12 protein-coding genes are annotated in these 18,739 nt (G+C 38.3%); 1 reads left to right on the top strand and 11 read right to left on the bottom strand.

Annotated features, from left to right (window positions below; genetic code table 11):
- Positions 1-227 precede the first annotated feature (227 nt).
- Positions 228-1,490, top strand: a complete 1,263-nt coding sequence (locus C8C84_RS08480; protein ID WP_304465958.1) for a cation:dicarboxylate symporter family transporter — start codon at positions 228-230, stop codon at positions 1,488-1,490.
- A gap of 44 nt (positions 1,491-1,534) precedes the next feature.
- Here C8C84_RS08480 and C8C84_RS08475 read toward each other — a convergent pair whose 3' ends face one another.
- From C8C84_RS08475 to C8C84_RS08425, 11 genes are all read right to left on the bottom strand, one after another.
- Complete coding sequence (locus C8C84_RS08475; protein ID WP_121313119.1) at positions 1,535-2,791, bottom strand: nucleoside permease; 1,257 nt, start codon at positions 2,789-2,791, stop codon at positions 1,535-1,537.
- Positions 2,792-2,858: 67 nt separating this feature from the next.
- The gene (cmk, locus tag C8C84_RS08470; protein ID WP_121313118.1) at positions 2,859-3,554 is read right to left on the bottom strand and encodes a (d)CMP kinase; all 696 of its coding nucleotides are present in this window, start codon (positions 3,552-3,554) and stop codon (positions 2,859-2,861) included.
- A 50-nt stretch (positions 3,555-3,604) separates the two neighbouring features.
- Entirely contained in the window at positions 3,605-4,636 is a 1,032-nt protein-coding gene (porQ, locus tag C8C84_RS08465) for a type IX secretion system protein PorQ (protein ID WP_121313117.1), read from the bottom strand.
- A gap of 129 nt (positions 4,637-4,765) precedes the next feature.
- A complete protein-coding gene (lon, locus tag C8C84_RS08460) occupies positions 4,766-7,219 on the bottom strand; it encodes an endopeptidase La (RefSeq protein WP_121313116.1) in 2,454 nt (817 codons plus the stop codon).
- Between the two features lie 200 nt (positions 7,220-7,419).
- On the bottom strand, positions 7,420-8,187 hold the full coding sequence (locus C8C84_RS08455; RefSeq protein WP_121313115.1) for a hypothetical protein: 768 nt from the start codon (positions 8,185-8,187) through the stop codon (positions 7,420-7,422).
- Between the two features lie 44 nt (positions 8,188-8,231).
- On the bottom strand, positions 8,232-9,524 hold the full coding sequence (locus tag C8C84_RS08450) for an MFS transporter (RefSeq protein ID WP_121313114.1): 1,293 nt from the start codon (positions 9,522-9,524) through the stop codon (positions 8,232-8,234).
- 71 nt (positions 9,525-9,595) lie between these two features.
- Positions 9,596-10,414, bottom strand: a complete 819-nt coding sequence (locus C8C84_RS08445; protein ID WP_121313113.1) for a M48 family metallopeptidase — start codon at positions 10,412-10,414, stop codon at positions 9,596-9,598.
- 79 nt (positions 10,415-10,493) lie between these two features.
- Positions 10,494-12,893, bottom strand: coding sequence for a glycoside hydrolase family 31 protein (locus tag C8C84_RS08440; RefSeq protein WP_121313112.1), 2,400 nt, complete (start codon positions 12,891-12,893; stop codon positions 10,494-10,496).
- 166 nt (positions 12,894-13,059) lie between these two features.
- Positions 13,060-14,964 (bottom strand): 1,4-alpha-glucan branching protein GlgB, encoded by a 1,905-nt coding sequence (gene glgB / locus C8C84_RS08435; RefSeq protein ID WP_121313111.1) that lies wholly within the window; start codon positions 14,962-14,964, stop codon positions 13,060-13,062.
- A gap of 157 nt (positions 14,965-15,121) precedes the next feature.
- Positions 15,122-16,759 carry a trehalose synthase gene (locus tag C8C84_RS08430; RefSeq protein WP_121313110.1) on the bottom strand — a complete coding sequence of 546 codons (1,638 nt, stop codon included), beginning with the start codon at positions 16,757-16,759 and terminating at the stop codon, positions 15,122-15,124.
- Positions 16,759-18,699 carry an alpha-1,4-glucan--maltose-1-phosphate maltosyltransferase gene (locus tag C8C84_RS08425; protein ID WP_121313109.1) on the bottom strand — a complete coding sequence of 647 codons (1,941 nt, stop codon included), beginning with the start codon at positions 18,697-18,699 and terminating at the stop codon, positions 16,759-16,761. The genes C8C84_RS08430 and C8C84_RS08425 overlap by 1 nt, the downstream gene beginning before the upstream one ends.
- Between the last annotated feature and the right edge of the window lie 40 nt (positions 18,700-18,739).

Below are 18,739 nucleotides of genomic sequence, written 5' to 3'. Positions count from 1 at the left end.
GTAAACATAATTTCTTAATTACAAAACAATTAACTACAGAAAAGCTGCTTAAAAAAAGTATTTTATTCAGGAGCGAAAGGCTTGGGAATTATCAGGTGATGCAATTCCTGCTTTCCGTTCTACTTCGTGCCACTACAATCAGGGCTAGATGAGGATTGGTCTGGTATTCTTGGCAACAAAAAAGACCTAACAGGTTTTAAAAACGGGTTAGGTCTAAATAATAATAAATGGTATCTTGTAATCCAATTACAAAACCTATGCTAAACGACACGCCAAAGAAGGAATCCATCTTATTCACCATCGCAACCAATCTTACGTTTTGGGTTTTAATCGCTATAGTTTTCGGTGTGTTACTCGGTCATTTCCAACCTCAAACCGGACAAGAAATGAAAATCGTAGGGGATTCGTTTATCCAATTGGTCAAAATTTTTATCGGACCAATCATCTTCTTAACCATCGTTTTAGGAATCGCCGGTATAGGCGATTTAAAAAAAGTCGGGCGTATCGGCATCAAAGCATTAATCTATTTTGAAATCGTAACCACTTTGGCTTTAGCCATTGGTGTCGTTGCCGCCTATATCATCCAACCCGGAAAAATTGACAAATCGGGTTTAGACATTCAGGATGCGAGCAAATATACTTCCGCCACGTCTGCTGAATTCAATTGGCTCGAGTTTTTCCTGAACAACTTTACGCTTCAAGTTTTGGTCGTTGCCATCATTTGTGGCATTTTATTAAATTATTACAGCAAAAGACAAAAAGTGGTTGATGTTTTATACATCGTTTCAAAATATGTTTTCAAAGCTTTAAAAATTGTGATGTATCTCGCTCCGCTAGGTGCTTTTGGCGGTATGGCTTATACCGTTGGAAAATTTGGATTGCATACTTTAATTCCCTTAGGGAAATTGATGCTGACCGTTTATGTCACGATGGCAATTTTTATATTTGTCATCCTTGGAAGTATTCTTCGTTACTACAAAATAAGTATCTGGGATTTTATCAAATACTTAAAAGCCGAATTATTGATTGTCCTTGGCACTTCCTCTTCGGAACCGGCTTTGCCCAATTTAATGAATAAACTCGAAAAAATGGGTTGTAGTAAATCAGTAGTTGGATTAGTAGTGCCAACGGGTTATTCGTTTAACTTGGACGGAACCGCGATTTACCTTTCGATGGCGATTATTTTTCTGGCGCAATTGTACAATGTTGAGCTAAGCTTTATGGAAATCCTAACCATAATCGGATTACTAATGATTACGTCAAAAGGCGCGGCCGGAGTAACCGGAAGTGGTTTTATTGTTTTAGCTTCGACCTTAACGGCAATTCACAAAATCCCGTTAGAAGGTTTGGCTTTTCTGTTAGGCGTCGATAAATTCATGAGCGAAGCGCGAGCCATCACCAATTTCATTGGAAACGGTGTCGCTGCCATCGTCATTTCTAAAAACGAAAATGAATTTGTAGATCCGGAAAACCCCATGGATTTGGATTAATTGATCAATAAAAAAGCCTTTCAATTTTGAAAGGCTTGTATTTTTTAATGACTCACATTCGCTACCGCATTCGGGTCATGTTTGTGTTTGAACAACACAGCAAAAGCAATAGCAATTACTAATGAATAGACTGCAAAAGCCAACCAGATGCTGTGCCAATCTCGAGCACCATCATGAGTAAAGAATTTTTCAATCGCCCATCCTGAAGTAAAACTTCCTAATATCGCACCAACACCATTGGTCATCATCATAAACAATCCTTGGGCTGACGAACGAATTTTGGCATCTGTAGAAGTTTCCACAAATAAAGAACCGGAGATATTAAAGAAATCAAACGCCATTCCGTAAACAATACATGACATGATAATCATCCATAACCCATCAGTTGGATTGCCATAAGCGAATAATCCGAAACGCAAAACCCAAGCAAACATCGAGATTAACATCACTTGCTTGATTCCGAATCGTTTTAAGAAAAACGGAATGGCTAAAATAAATAAAGTCTCCGAAACTTGAGAAATAGACATGATGATGGTTGAATATTTAACCACAAATGAATCGGCATATTCAGGAACATTTTTAAACTCATCTAAAAAGACATCTCCGTAAGCATTGGTCAATTGCAAAGCGCCACCCAAAAACATAGAGAATATAAAAAACAATGCCATTTTATAAGTTCCAAATAATTTAAACGCTTCCAATCCTAAAGATTCTACGAAAGAAGATTTTTCCGCTTTAGTGTGTTGCGGCTTACATTTTGGCAACGTAAAAGCATACAATCCTAATAAAATAGCCGCAATACCGGCAATGTAAAACTGATAAGCTGTAGCTTTATTTCCTGACAAATTAGTCAACCACATGGCGGCAATAAAACCAATCGTTCCCCAAACCCTAATCGGTGGAAAATCTTTCACAACATCACTGTCTTTACTGTTTTTTAAAGCAGTATAGGAAATAGAATTGGATAAGGCAATCGTCGGCATGTAAAAACACATTGCCAAAAGCATTACATAAATAAAATTATCAGGAGTAGTTACTTGTGGAAGATAAAATAAAACCAAGGCATACAATATGTGAAGAATGCCGTATAGCTTTTCGGCGTTAACCCAACGGTCAGCCATAATTCCGGTTAAAGTTGGCATGAACAAAGAAGCAATTCCCATAGTACCGAATACCAAGCCGAATTGTGTTCCATCCCATTGTTTGGTTCCGAACCAAAAGTTGGCAATCGTAATAAGCCACGCACCCCAAACAAAGAACTGAAAGAAGTTCATGGCAATTAATCTGTTTTTTATACTCATAATAGTGGTTTTTGGTTTTATAATAACAACCCGTAAATCTACTATTTATATTGAGATAAACAAATAGTTACAACGATTTCGAAACTTTATTGACTAAGGCCAAAACTTCTTCAAACTGTTCTTCTCGAGTTAGCGAAGAATTATCAATTTCAATGGCGCCATCTGCCATGACTAAAGGAGAATCATCTCTGTGTGTATCAATATAATCGCGTTCTTCGACGTTCTTTAAAACAGCTTCGAATGAAACGTTTTGTCCTTTGGCTTGTAATTCGTCAAAACGACGACGTGCGCGCGTTTCCGGACTGGCGGTCATGAATACTTTGAGTTCAGCATCCGGAAAAACAACGGTTCCGATATCGCGACCGTCCATGACAATCCCTTTTCCTTTGCCCATTTCTTGCTGTTGTTCGACCAATTTGGCCCGAACTTCAGAAACTTCAGCTACTTTGCTCACAAAACCGGAAACTTCTATAGTTCTGATAGCCGATTCAACATTCTCATCATTCAAATACATTTCGGCGAAACCCAATTCTGAGTTGAACTCGAAATGTAATTTGATAAAAGGCAAAGAGTTGATTAAAGTTTCTTTGTCGAAAAACTCATCGCCAATACAACCATTTTGCATCGCAAAATAAGTCACTGCGCGATACATCGCACCCGAATCTACATAAACATATCCTAAGTGTTTGGCCAATTGTTTGGCTAAAGTGCTCTTTCCTGTGGAAGAAAATCCGTCAATGGCAATGGTAATTTTTTTACTCACAATTATAAAATTATTTTTTGATGTTCGTGAACCTGCGGTTTCATTAGTATTTAATATCTGTTCCCTGAAAAATCGATAGTCAAACCAAACAAACTCGTGTTGGCCGCCAAAGTATATCTGGAATAGGAATAATTGAATTTTAAATTATTGACTTTCAGTCCGAAACCAACCGAGATTCCGGAGAAATTTCGCTGCTCTAAGATACGTAATTCTTCTGCTCGTCTGAAATTGTAACCCAATCTGAGGTTGAATCCTTTGTCGGGAAACAATTCGGCACCAACAATAACATGTCGTAAAGCGTTGTTGAAAAATGAAACTTTTTCAGGTGTCGAACCGCCGTCTAAATTTCCTTCTGCCCTATTTGGGTTCGCAAAAGCCACTTGCCATTGTTGCATGTTTTCCAAAGTCAAGTGCCAACGAATCGGTACGTTTTCCATCAATTGAGAAACGCCAATTAATACTTCTAAAGGAAGTTTTTCACGAGTTTCAGCATAAGGTGTAATTTGGGTTCCAATATTTCTAATAGAGATTGCCCAATTGACATCATTTCGAGTGTCTATAAACAAGGCTCCAATATCAACTGCCGCCCCATAAGAATTGTAACTTTCTAAAGTAGAAGAAATCAGTTTGGCATTGGCACCAATATAAAAATCAGAAAAAGGAATGTTGTAAGCATATCCAAAAGACAAGGCTATTTCACTTCCGGTAAAGCTTGATGTTTGCTGACCGTTTTCGTCATAACCGTCAAATTTTCCATAGTTAACATAGTTTACGCCACCAAAAAACGTTTGCACATGTCGGTCATAAGTATAAGCGTAAGAGGCTGTTCCGTAAGTCACTTCGCCAAAATAACTACCGTAATTCAACGATAATTTATTGTCCATTTCGCCATTGATACAAGCCGGATTAAAATGCGCTTGATTGACATCTTGGTCGTAAAAAGTAATCACTTTTCCGCCAATAGCCGCTTGTCTTGGTGAAGTCACTAAGTTTAGAAATTGGTATACTGACTTTCCTCCAACTTGTCCGAAAGAGATCAAATTGGCGAGGCAAAATACAATACAAATTGTTGTTCTAAACATTAAAATAGACTTATGGCTATACACTATAACGGAAATGCGAAGATATTATTTTATATCGGAGGAAAAAAGTTAATAAAAAAAGGCATCAGCGTTATTTTGCTCATGCCTTTCAACCTTTTATTTTGAATTTTATTTTAGTGTTTTAGCATTTTTTACCTTTTGGTTGGTCAAGGCGAAATCAATCACTTCACTCATTTCTTTTACGTAATGAAACGTCAAACCATCAATATATTCAGGCTTGATTTCATCAATGTCGCTTTTGTTTTCGTGACACAAAATGATTTCTTTGATGTTGGCTCTTTTGGCTGCCAATATTTTTTCTTTGATACCACCAACCGGTAATACTTTACCACGAAGCGTAATTTCTCCGGTCATGGCCAAGTTTTTCTTTACTTTCTTTTGCGTAAATAATGACACTAAAGAAGTCAACATCGCAATTCCGGCACTTGGCCCGTCTTTTGGCGTAGCACCTTCCGGAACGTGTAAGTGGATGTTGTATTTGGCAATCATTTCAGGATCAAGCCCAAAAATTTCTGCGTTGGCTTTAATATATTCTAAAGCAATCGTCGCTGATTCTTTCATTACTGTCCCTAAATTTCCGGTCAAGGTTAAAGTCCCTTTTCCGGCAGAAATTAAAGATTCAATAAATAAAATATCACCACCAACCGATGTCCAAGCCAATCCGGTCACCACTCCGGCTACATCATTGCTTTCGGATTTGTCTCGGGCTAATTTTGGTGCACCAAGAATAGTCACGATATCTTCATCAGTTACTTTCTTGTTGTATTCTTCTTCCATTGCTACTGATTTGGCTGCATTTCTAATCACCTGAGCAATTTTGGCTTCCAAACTACGCACACCGGATTCACGAGTATACCCTTCAACAATTTTTTCTAATTGTCTTTTTCCTATCGTTAAATCTTTAGTAGTTAAACCGTGTTCCTTTAATTGCTTTGGTAACAAATGTTGGCGCGCAATTTCGGTTTTTTCTTCGATGGTATAACCGGTCATTTTAATGACTTCCATTCTGTCTTTCAACGCCGGTTGAATGGCTGACATATTATTCGAAGTTGCAATGAACATTACTTTGGACAGGTCGTAACCCATTTCGAGGAAATTGTCGTAGAATTCGCTGTTTTGTTCCGGATCTAAAACCTCTAACAAAGCCGAAGACGGATCGCCTTGGTGACTGTTAGACAATTTATCGATTTCATCCAGAACAAACACCGGATTGGAAGTTCCCGCTTTTTTCAAACTTTGGATGATTCTTCCCGGCATCGCACCAATATAGGTTTTACGATGCCCGCGAATTTCAGCTTCGTCACGCAAACCGCCTAAAGAAACGCGAACATATTCTCTGCCTAAAGCTTCAGCAATAGATTTTCCGATTGACGTTTTACCAACACCCGGAGGACCGGTTAAACAGATGATTGGCGATTTCATGTCATTTCGCAATTTCAAAACCGCTAAATGCTCAATGATTCTTTTCTTAACATCTTCTAAACCGAAATGGTCACGGTCTAATATTTTCTGAGCGCGTTTTAAATCGAAATTGTCTTTGGAAAAATGGTTCCAAGGCAATTCTAAAAACAGCTCTAAGTAGTTTCTTTGGATACCAAAATCGGGCGCTTGCGGATTCATGCGTTGCATTTTAGAAATTTCTTTCTCAAAATGTTTGGCTGTTTTTTCGTCCCAGGTTTTGGTTTTGGATTTGATGCGCATTTCTTCAATTTCCTGCTCATACGAAACGCCACCCAATTCTTCTTGGATGGTTTTCATTTGCTGTTGCAAGAAATATTCGCGTTGTTGTTGGTCTAAATCGAAACGAACTTTAGACTGAATATCGTTTTTCAATTCCAATTTTTGCAACTCTACATTCATGTAGCGCAAAGTTTCCAAAGCTCTTTCTTTCAAGATGTTGATCATCAATAAATCTTGTTTTTCTTTCACCGTAAGGTTCATATTAGAAGAAACAAAATTGATTAAGAAAGATTGACTTTCTATATTTTTTATAGCGAATGTCGCTTCGGTTGGAATATTTGGACTTTCCTTGATAATCTCGATAGCCAATTCTCTGATAGAATCCACTATGGCTTGAAATTCGGTATCTTTTTTGGTCGGACGCTTTTCTTCAACTTCTTTGATAGTCGCTTTCAGATAAGGACTTTCTGCTGTAACTTCGTTTATTTCGAAACGCTTTTTACCTTGTAAAATAACCGTAATATTACCATCGGGCATTTTTAAAACCCTTAGAATTTGGGCTACTGTTCCCACAGTATGAATGTCATTTTTGGTTGGATCTTCATCGTCTTCATTCTTCTGAGCGACTACACCGATAATCTTATTGCCGGCATTAGCATCATTGATTAACTTGATGGATTTGTCTCTTCCGGCGGTAATTGGAATTACTACTCCCGGAAATAAAACGGTGTTTCTTAAAGGCAAAATAGGTAATGAATTGGGTAATTCTTCCTTATTCATTTCCTCTTCATCTTCGGGAGTTAAAAGCGGAATTAAATCGGTTTGTTCATCGAATTCCTGCAATGACAGACTGTCAAGAGTTAAAATATTGTGGTTTGACATGTGGTACTTGATTTAGTCAAATTGACATTAAAAATAAATAATGCTTGACAAAAGTAGGACATCTTTAGATACAAATAAATTATAATCGACGTACTACAAATGATTTAGGTTTAAATAAACCTAAAACTTTATATCGTTAAGCGCAATGGTAGGACAAGGATTATGCCGAAAAAAAAATCCGCCAATTTGGCGGATTTGATTTAGTTTACGATGTGTGATTGTAACTCATTCGTTATCGTCTCTGTTCCGGTATCGTCGGTTGAAATTGTAACCGCCTTAATCGGCCCAATGTCTTTGGAAAACCAATACTCCGTTACAACATTACTTGTAGCTGTTCCCATTACAGTAACGGATTGGGTTAATTTCATTTTGATTACGTTAGTATAATTGATTCCATTTACAGTAACTGATGCATCTTTTTCGAGTATAACTCCGCTGTAGTTTGTAGCTTGTGTTGTACTTGGCAAACCTGTGAAAGTGGCTGTTTGTGAAAAACTACCTGACCATGTTTGGTTGACATTTAAATAATCTTTCAAAATCAACATTTCGTATCCCGTTAATAAACCTGTGATTCCCAAACCTGTATCAAAAGTGAAGTCTTCAATTTTAAGATAATAATCGCCTGAATTTTTTCTCAAGCGAGCTACAACTCCTGCTGAAACTCCGCTGCTGCCAGTACCGAATAATTGATCGAAAGTATAATAGGTAAAAGAACCGATACTATTAATCGAAACCATTTTCATGGGTGGTTGCACAACACCATCTTGTTTGAAAACCCATTGGTTATTTAAAGCTGTTGGCCAATAATCTCCTGTCGAAGTTCCGCCTCCGCCCGGATTTCCACCTCCACCGGGATTTGTTGGATTTCCTAAATCAATGGCGCTGTCAATCGGCTCGTTTTCACAAGAAGTGAAAGTAAAAGCAGTAAGGACTAAAAATATTCCAATTAAAAGTTTTATGTTTTTCATGACTTTTTATAAATTTTGTTCAAATATAATTTTTTTTGGATTTATTACAAGTGTTTTTTTGGTATTCTCAACAATAATAACAATCCTGATAGGAAAAATAATCCTAAAAAAACAATGGCAAATCTCGGACTGCCTGTAATTTGGTCTATCAAACCATAAACCATCATCCCGATTACGATTCCTATTTTCTCAGACACATCATAAAAACTAAAAAAAGAGGTTGTATCTTCCGTTTCCGGTAAAAACTTTGAATAAGTCGAACGGGCTAAGGATTGTATTCCGCCCATCACTAATCCGACTAAAGAAGCCATGATGTAAAACTCCATTGGAGTTGTAATAAAATAAGCAAATCCGCATAATAAAACCCAAAAAGCATTTAACACAATCAACACTTTAATATTTCCAAATTTACCGGAAGCTCTCGACGTTAAAAAAGCACCCAACACTGCAATCAGTTGAATTAAAAGAATGCAGGTAATCAATCCGGTTTGGCTTTCTTCGGCATTAGCCCAATTAATTTCTTGGGCTCCGAAATAAGTTGCCACCAACATTACAGTTTGCACTGCCATACTAAAGACGAAGAAGCTCAACAAATATCGTTTCAGCGGTACTTCGGTTTGAAGCTTATTCCAAACTTTTCGTAATTCTCTAAAACCATTAAAAATGACTGAACGAGTAACTTTTTGTTGGTTAGCATTGCCTTTTGGTAAATAATAATAGGTGTATTGACTGAAGACAATCCACCAAATACCCACCATAACAAATGAATATTTCATCATGTCGATTTTATCAGCTTTGTCGGCTGTCATAATCATGGCCAAATTAATTATCAAAAGTAAAACGCTCCCGAGGTAACCCATAGAATAACCTCTGGCACTAATTTTATCTTGTTGCTCTGTAAAAGCAATATCAGGTAAATAAGAATTGTAGAACACCAAACTTCCCCAAAATCCAATCAATCCAAAAAAGTAGAATACCAATCCCAAAAGGATATTATCCAAATCGAAAAAGTACAAGCCAATACAAGAAAAAGCGCCAATATAATTGAAGAGTCGCATGAAAACTTTCTTGTTCCCTGTATAATCTGCAATACCTGAAAGCAAAGGAGAAAAAATAGCCACACATAAAAAAGCACCAGCCGTAACAAAGCTAATCAGTGCCGAATTTTTAAAACTATAGCCAAACAAATTCACATAAGGATTGTTTTCATCAAACAAGGCATTGTAGAAAATAGGGAAAACTGCCGAAGCAATTACCAAACTGTAAACTGAATTCGCCCAGTCATAAAATGCCCAAGCGTTGAGTAATTTTGGATGACCTTTTGGAAGTGTTGCCATAAAATATCTTTAAATAAAAAAATCCCGATATAAATCGGGACTAAATATACTCTTTTTTTGAATTGACTGTGTTATTTAAACGTTACGCCAAACTTAGCAGCTTCTGCTTTTGCTTTAGGAATTAACTTCTTAAGGTTGGCAATTCTTGTAGCATCTGACGGGTGCGTACTCAAGATTTCAGCAGGTGCATTGCCTCCGGATTTCGCTGACATTCTTTCCCAAAAAGCTACTGAAGCATCCGGATTGTAACCGGCAATTGCCATTAAAGTAAGCCCTATTTCATCTGCTTCTGTTTCGTGACTTCTGCTAAAAGGTAACATGCCACCAACGCTAGTACCAACACCATAAGCTTGCATTACCAATGCTTGTGTTTCGGCACTTTTTCCGCCTACAACTGCTTGCGTAACACCGGCACCTAATTGTTGTGCTAATCCTGCACTCATACGTTGTTGACCATGATTGGCTAGGGCGTGTGCAACTTCGTGCCCCATAACTGTGGCCATTCCAGCATCATCTTTACAGATAGGAAGTATTCCTGAATAGAAAACAATTTTTCCGCCTGGCATACACCAAGCATTTACTTCTTTGTTATCAACCAATTTATACTCCCAAGCATATCCTTCTAACTGATCTGCTGTTCCTTTTGATTTCAATAATTTTTCTGCTGCAGCTCTGATTTTCATTCCAACATTTTCCACTCTTTTGGCATCAGTCGTTCCGGTAATCACTTTATTGGTTTTCAAAAATTCGCCATACTGACTAAAAGAAGAGGCGAAAATTTCAGAATTAGACACCAATGCCAATGTTCTTTTTCCGGTAACCGGATTTGTTGAGCATGATGCTACCACTAGAATCAGTAGCGAAGCAAAAAATAAAATTCCTTTTTTCATGTTTATATCATTTGAATGACAAATTTACACAATCTATGTTCCAAATTATTACATAATTTTAATAAAAAAATTACATAATTTATCCTCCGAACAAGTGTATTTCTGTGAAGTCTTTCCCAATGATTAAGGAATTATCTCCATTAAGTTGTACTTGATCCAAAGTTATTTTTTCATTGTCCAATTCAATTCTCTTTACTTTAAACGGCAATCCTTTTAAATTAATCTTGAATCTGGAATATTTCGTTTCAAATGTTCCTTCGGTATGTTGCTGAATGATTAGTTCCTTTTCTTTTCCGTTCAAAGTAAATGTTCTCAAGGAAAAACGACCTTTGTTATAATCATAACCATCTTGAGCATCTTCGTAAACGGTCGATTTTTCTTTGCCAAATTTGTAATAAGCATCCAAAGTCAGCTCATCAAATTGCAATTCACCCACATATTGTTGCACCGGATATTTCGGAATAATCGCTCCTTCTTTGATGAAAATCGGGATTTGATCGAAACTGGTTTTAATCCAAAGTTCTTTTTTTCCTTCAACCAATTCATTTGTCCAGAAATTGTACCAATTGCCTTTTGGTAAATACATTCTGCGACCTTGTGCGTTTGGTTCCAATATTGGACACACTAAAATTTGATTCCCAAAAATAAACTCATCAGTTCTGTAATGCGTATGGAAATCATCTTGATCGAAATACACCAATGGTTTCAACATCGGCGTTCCTTCGTTGACATACTGCCAAAACATAGTGTACAAATACGGCAACAATTGGTAACGCAATTCTACAAATTTTCGCGTAATATCAATGACTTCATCACCAAATGACCAAGGTTCTTGTTCGCCGTGATCACCCGAAGAATGCGTTCTGCAGAAAGGATGGAATACGCCAAGCTGAATCCAACGTGCATACAATTCACCCGAAGGTTGCTCGGCAAAACCACCGATATCAGAACCGGTAAAACCCATTCCTGACATTGACATGCGTTGCATTTGGATGTTGGCAATCCATAAATGTTCCCAACTGGCAACGTTATCGCCTGTCCAAGACGAAGTATAACGCTGCGCACCGGAATAAGCAGAACGAGTGATAATAAACGGTCTTTTCGGATAAGCAAAACGTTTTACACCTTCATAAGTCGCACGCGCCATTTGCGTTCCGTAAACGTTGTGTGCTTTTCTGTGGCTGCATGGATTCCCGTCATAATCGTGGCGTACGTCATTCGGAAAAGTTTTTCCGGGAACGTCCATTACGGCCGGTTCGTTCATATCGTTCCAAACGCCTTTTACGCCGATTTCCGAAATCAATTCTTTGAATAATCCAGCCCACCATTCGCGGACTTCCGGATTGGTATAATCGGGGAAATTGCATTCGCCCGGCCAAACTTTTCCTTTCATGTAAGGACCATCGGCACGTTTACAGAAATATTCATTTTTTAAAGCTTCTTGGTAAACCCAATAATCTTTATCAATTTTGATTCCCGGATCGATAATCACTACCGTTTTAAAACCAGCTGCCGCCAATTCAGCAACCATTCTTTTGGGTTCAGGGAAATATTCTTTGCTCCAAGTAAAGCATCGGAAGCCTTCCATATAATCGATGTCTAAATAAATCGCATCACAGGGAATTTTTAACTCTCTAAATTTACTCGTGACTTCTTTGACTTTGCTTTCAGGATAATAACTCCATTTACATTGGTGGTAACCTAATGTCCACATTGGCGGCAATTCAGGCTTTCCTGTTAAATGCGTATAATTAATAACAACATCGCTCATTTTCGGACCATAGAAGAAATAATAATTCATTTCTCCACCTTCTGCCCAAAAACTAGTAACATTTCTGCGTTCATGACAAAAGTCAAAGAAAGTTCTGAAGGTATTGTCAAAGAAAATTCCGTAAGCTTTATTGTGGTGTAAGCCTATGTAAAACGGAACAACTTTATACAAAGGCTCTTGGTCTTTATGGAAGGCATATTGGTCGGTTGCCCAATTTTCTACTCGTTTCCCTTTTAGATTTAAATGTGTTGGTTTGTCACCCAAACCGTAAAAACTTTCGCCATCTTTAGACACCTTACTCATTTTTACAATATTGCCACCATGTTCATAACATTCTTCCCAATGGAAACCGATTTCGTCTTCCAAAATGGTAAACCCATCGATATCATGTATAGAAATCTTTAAATCTTTTTTGTTGATTTTACAAAAAACCTTACTGGTTTTAATTAAGTAAAATTGTTGTTCTTCTATAACTTCTAATTGGTTGTAACCATGCGATTGGGTCTTGTCTATAGCATAAGAGAAATCGTTGCTAAAGTAGCCTTTGGTTGTATATCTGAAACGAATTAAGCTGTCGCGAAGTATGGTGATTTTTAATATTACGTTGTTGTCGGTATTGAAATAAATACTGTCAACATCTTGTTCGAAAGAAACTATTTTGGAAGGGAATTGATCGCCTTTAAATTCAAGTTCTTGGTTGGTAATCATAGGATTGTGTTTGTGTCTTGTGCCAAATTTACAAAGATGACAACGATAATTTTACATATAGGTAAAGTAGTTTTTAACTACAACGTTTGCGGATAAGGATAACTGAAAAGAAGTCAACTCTCCTGGTCAGAAAGTTAACTTCTTCTTTATTTGAATTAATAATGGTTTACGAAATCTTATAAACAGTAACGCCTAATGGTGGCAAAACCAATTCGGCTGAATAGTCTCGGTAATTCCACGCCGTTTTGTCGATTTTGATAGGTTTGGTCATTACAACGCCGCTTCCGTTGTATTCTGTACTGTCGGAGTTGAAAATTTGTGTAAGCTTTCCTTTCGTTGGTAGACCAATTCTGTAATTCTCTCTAACTACCGGCGTAAAATTGGCCACGACAATCAAATCATCTTTTGGGTTTAATCCTTTGCGGATATAACTCAAGACCGCATTTTCACTATCGGAATAATTGATCCATTCAAAACCATCCACGTGGAATTGCTTTTCGTGCATAGCCGGATTGTTTTTGTATAACGCATTCAAATCGGTAATGCATTTTTTGATGCCATTATGATAACCAAACTGTAGCAAATGCCAATCTAAACTGCCTTCAAAATTCCATTCGCTGCTTTGCCCGAATTCGGCACCTTGAAACAATAATTTTCCGCCCGGATGTGTGAACATATAGCCGTACAACAAACGAAGATTGGCAAATTTCTGCCATTCATCGCCGGGCATTCTGCCTAAAATGGAATGTTTGCCGTAAACCACTTCGTCATGTGACAACGGTAGCATAAAGTTCTCGGTAAACGCATACGTCATTGAGAAAGTCAAATCGTTTTGGTGGAAACGTCGGTAAACCGGTTCTTTTTTAAAATATTGTAACGTATCGTGCATCCAGCCCATCATCCATTTCATGCCGAAGCCTAAACCACCGATGAAAGTTGGTCGCGACACCATTGGAAAGCTGGTACTTTCTTCGGCTATGGTCTGTACATCCGGGAAAGCAGAATAAACTGCTTCATTGAAATCTTTTAGGAAACTAATGGTGTCTAAGTTTTCTCTTCCGCCGTAGATATTCGGTTCCCATTCGCCTTCCTTTCTAGAATAATCTAAGTATAACATTGACGCAACAGCATCCACTCGTAAACCGTCAACGTGGTATTGTTGCAACCAGAAAATAGCATTACTGATTAAGAACGAACGCACTTCATTGCGGCCATAATTGAACACCAAACTTTTCCAATCGGGATGATAGCCTTTTCTTCTGTCGGGATGCTCGTATAAGTTCGAACCGTCGAAAAATCCTAGTCCGTGCGCGTCATCGGGGAAATGGGATGGCACCCAATCCAAGATGACTCCGATTCCGGCTTGGTGTAATTTATCGACCAAAACCATGAAATCCTGCGGTTTACCAAAACGGGAAGTTGGTGCAAAATAACCCACCAATTGATAACCCCAAGACGGATCATACGGATATTCCATCACCGGCATGAATTCGACGTGGGTGAAACCGGTTTCTTTGACATAAGCGACCAATTGGTCGGCCATTTCCAAATACGTCAGAAAGTTGCCTTCGCTGTTTCTGCGCCACGAACCTAAATGTACTTCGTAAACGGAATAAGGTTTGTCTAAACCGTTTTTGTCTTTACGCGTGTCCATCCATTTCTTGTCTTTCCACTTGTAATCTAAGTCCCAAATGACCGAGGCGGTTTGTGGCGGATGTTCACAGTAAAGTGCAAACGGATCGGCTTTCTCCGTGATAATCCCGTTATTGTTGGATTGTATTTTGTATTTGTAAGTGGTGCCTTTATCAACGCCGGGAATAAATCCTTCCCAGATGCCTGAAGCATCCCAACGTACATTGAGTTGGTGTTCGCCTTGTATCCAATAATTAAAATCGCCGACTACGGAAACCGAACGCGCCGATGGTGCCCAAACGGCAAAGTAAACGCCTTTTACGCCATTCACTTCGGTGAGATGAGCGCCGAGTTTTTCATAGAGTCTGAAATGTTTTCCGGCTTTGAATAAATCGATATCAAAATCGGTAAAAAGCGAATGTACTTGTACTTGGTTCATTGTTTTGTGGTTTATTTTTACCGCGAATTCGCGACTGTCTTTTATTTTATATCAATTCAATTCCTATCTAGCCCCGATTGCAGTGGAAAGCTCCCAATTTATTGGGACTTGCAACGGAAAGCGGGAATTACCCCCGAAGCTTCGGGGCTGAAACTGCCTACACTTTCGCTTCAAATTCCATTATACTGGCGATTCCGGTGAGTGGAATTACGGCCCAGCGTGGTCTTGAGTTGAGTTCGTAACCGAGTTCGTAAACCGCTTTTTCTAGGATGCAATATTTGAGCAGGAAGTCGATTTCTTTTCGGTAACCAATGTTGAGATTGCCTCCTTGGGCGACTTCGGTGTAGGTTTGCAAAAACACGCCTACGAAATATTTGAACAAGATTTCACCTGCTTGGAACAACTCTTTTTGTTCGTATGGATATTTGTCCTTATTGTTAAAAAGCGTCGCGTAAATTGAATAATGGAACGAACGGAACATTCCGGCAACATCTTTCAGCGGCGGTTGTTTTACTTTTCGGTCGCGAATCGTACTTTCGGGTTCGCCTTCAAAATCGAGCAAATAAAAATCGTCACCGTTGACCAACACTTGTCCGAGATGGTAATCGCCGTGGATTCGGATGCGTTCGGATTTCATTTTCGTCCAGTCGAAATCGAGGAACAATTTTCTAATTTCTTTTTTATTATCGAGGAATTGATTGGCGAGTTCGAGTGCCAAACCGTCGAGTTTGTGCAAGTTATTTTCTAAAATATTCAATCGGTTTTGGAACTGATACGTCAGCCGATTTTTGAGCCAAACGGTGTAATCGCCGTTGTAGGTCGTTGGCGTAAAAGCCGTATCGCGAATGTCGCCACCGAGTGCGATGTGCATTTCGGCTGTTCTTGTGGCCAAAGTGTGAATGCGTAGAAAAATGCTCAATCCTGCCCAATCGATGATTTCGTGTGGCACTTCATTTATTTTTAAGCGCTTGAACAATTCGATATCCGGTAATTTGGCGATTTTGATTTTTTTGTGTTTGAGGTTATCAAAAATCCGGTCGACTTCTTCGAGCATGAATTGCCACGCATCACCTTGATTCGGCACCAGTTCTTGCATTAATCCCAAAGTAATATTGCCTTCGGATAAAACGACGCTGATGCTTCCGGTGTAAGCCGGCGAATGTTGGAAATCCATTGTTTCGGTCAAAAATCGACTGATTTCATAATCGGGATTCATGCTGATGTAGATTCTTCGGAAGATTTTCAGCACCAAAGTTCCATTGTAAATAATGGAAGTATTGCTTTGCTCTACGCCCATAAACTTGGACGATTTGTATTCGGTTTCTTCGAGTTTTTCGCCTTTGTGGAATTTGACTTTGTCGTCCTTCCCGGCGGAAGTGACGATTTTATCAAATAGTAATTTTCGAAAATCTTCTTGGTGTAATGCATCAACTAAAAATCCTTCTTGTCCGCCCATTTTTACAGGCGCGATGATGGTATTGGTATCCAATTCGTCTTCCGACATGAAGGAAATCGGCATAAAATAATGTTGATAAAAAGCCTCTTTAAAATTCACTTCCAACAAAACACCATAATAAGTATTCTTTTTAGAAGTGATTTTGAACCAATCCACAACTTCAATATACTTTAGTGTGCTGGCTTTTCCACCATACCATCGTTTGTTGATGATATAGTTTTCCAAGATATCTGAAGAGAAAACTTTTATAAACTCTTCGTCTTCAAAGGCTGTCTTCCAATCCGTTTTAAAAACGTACGGATTGATAAATTCATCTTCATTAATTTTAGCATCAATCATTATTTCTGAATTTTAAATAAATGAAATGGTAAAGCCGGATGCAATTCAACGAAATTCCATTCTTTATCCCAATAATAGCTGTTACCGGTAATTAAGTCGACCACTTTAATAGTTTGTCCGGGTTGAACTCCCAAAGCTTGTAAAGGCAATTGAATCCAAGTTTGTTTGGCATAGTAAGGATCAAGGCTACAAATCATTAATGTTTCATCTAATTTGGCATCGTCATATTTATAGTAAGCCAACACTTGGTCATTGTCCGTATTACAGAACTGTATATTATTGGTTTGTTGTAATGAAGGTTGTTCGTGGCGGATTCTGTTTAGTCTTGTAATCAGCGTAATTAACTTATTTTGGACGGTCCAATCCCAATGATAGCATTCGTATTTTTCTGAATTGAAATATTCTTCCTTTCCGGGCATTGCTTCCGACACCATGTATTCGTATGCCGGACCGTAAATTCCAACGCTTGAACTTAGTGTAGCCGCTAAGAAATATTTGTGAAGGTACACACTTTCGTTACCGCTTTGTAACGCATAAGGCAAAATATCAGGCGTATTGGGCCAGAAATTTGGTCGGTAGAAATCGGCTTGGTTGGTTTTGGTGAGTTCTTCAACATATTCGATTAATTCGGCTTTGGTATTGCGCCAAGTGAAATACGTGTAAGATTGTGAGAAACCTTGTTTGGCCAACTCGTGCATGACCTTTGGCGCCGTAAACGCTTCTGCCAAAAAGAGGACATCGGGATGTTTTTTCTTAATTTCGGCGATTAACCAACCCCAAAAATAAAACGGTTTGGTATGCGGATTATCGACTCTGAATACTTTAATATCACATTCTTCTACCCAGAACAAAGCCACGTCTAGTAACTCTTTCCAGAGGTTTTTCCAATCACCACTTTCGAAGTAAATCGGCTGAATATCTTGGTACTTTTTAGGTGGATTTTCTGCGTATTGCACTGTTCCGTCCGGACGCCATTTGAACCATTGAGGAAAATCTTTTACATAAGGATGATCCGGTGCGGCTTGCAATGCATAATCCATAGCGACTTCAATGCCTAAACTTTTGGCCGCTTTTACTAACGATTTGAATTCGTCTATTGTCCCTAAATCAGGATGTGTAGACTTGTGACCGCCATGTTTGGAACCAATTCCCCATGGCGAACCTACATCTCCTGGCTGCGCATTAGTGGCGTTGTTTTTTCCTTTTCTATTCACTTCTCCAATCGGATGGATTGGTGGAAAATACAAAGTATCGAATCCCATGGCCGAAACTCTTGGCAGTAACTTTTCACAGTCTTTAAACGTTCCGTGTTTCCTTTTTTCTTGCGACGCTGAACGTGGAAAAAATTCATACCATGTACTAAACAAGGCTTTTTTTCTATCGACATAAATTTTTAATTCTGCAGAAGTATTCGCTAATGTTCTGGTTGGGTAATTTTCAAATATGTAGTGTAGTTCTTTTGACAAGGCTATTACTGTAGCTTTATCGTATTGTTTTTCGTCTTGAAAGGCTTTGATAGCAGCAGTTAAATAGGCTTTCTCATCCTTACCGACTTCTTTTAAAATCGCTTGACAATATTCGGCACCTTCTAATAATTCAGATTTTACGTGTTGGTTGTCTTGGATTTTTCTTTCGGTTCCATGTTGCCAATTGAGTGCATAATCAACCCAACCTTCTACGAAATAAGTATAATGACCTTGTTTTTCTACTTTGAATTGGGCAGTCCATTCATCATTTCCTAAAGATTGCAATCTTACCTCTTGCCATTTTTTATCTTTTTCGTGTTTGTATTTTACACAGCAAGCAATCACATCATGACCATCGGCAAAAACATTGGCTTTTACGATCACGGTTTGTCCAACAATTCGCTTGATATAAAAAGCGCCTCCGTCTAATTGAGGCGTGACATTTTCAATAATTATTCGGGTTTGATTTTGCATTTTGACTTATATTTATGATGTTGAAATTTAAAAAAAAAAT

Origin of the sequence: Flavobacterium sp. 102, from assembly GCF_003634615.1 — a bacterium.
Taxonomy (GTDB): domain Bacteria; phylum Bacteroidota; class Bacteroidia; order Flavobacteriales; family Flavobacteriaceae; genus Flavobacterium.
Note: the sequence above shows the minus strand (reverse complement) of the source record. Positions and strands in the feature narration are given on the sequence as shown.